Source organism: Rothia nasimurium, from assembly GCF_928392795.1.
GTDB lineage: Bacteria > Actinomycetota > Actinomycetes > Actinomycetales > Micrococcaceae > Rothia > Rothia nasimurium_F.
In genome coordinates this window covers 1-358 of sequence record NZ_CAKMTJ010000038.1, presented here as the reverse complement: position 1 = coordinate 358, position 358 = coordinate 1, and the positions used below count along the sequence as shown (strand labels likewise).

Genomic DNA, 358 nt, shown 5'->3' with positions numbered 1-358 from the left:
CAAACACAACACCCCTCATATTCCAGTCCTCCCGCACCTGATAATTATCCGTATTCGGCATCGTATACTGCAACGCATTACCTGCCCCACCAGCACCAGCACCTTGAACAGCTCGCCCCGTAACAGATCCACGGGTCTGTCAGATTAACGGTGTAAACCCACAACAAATCTAGCGACCAGCCACCTGCGGCAACCGATCACCAAAAACAATAGCAAAAGCATTCAACGCCGGCTTCCACCGAGTCATCCACCGCCGAGCACCAGCACCTGAAGGATCCAAAGACCGAACCGTCAAATACATAAACTTCAAAGCCGACTCCTCAGACACAAAATGCCCACGCGACCTGGCAGAACGCCG

The 358-nt window shown here is 53.1% G+C and carries 1 pseudogene; it reads right to left on the bottom strand.

Annotated features, from left to right (window positions below):
* Positions 1-169: 169 nt before the first annotated feature.
* Positions 170-358: pseudogene (locus tag L6963_RS11755) on the bottom strand (IS256 family transposase); the annotation flags it as partial.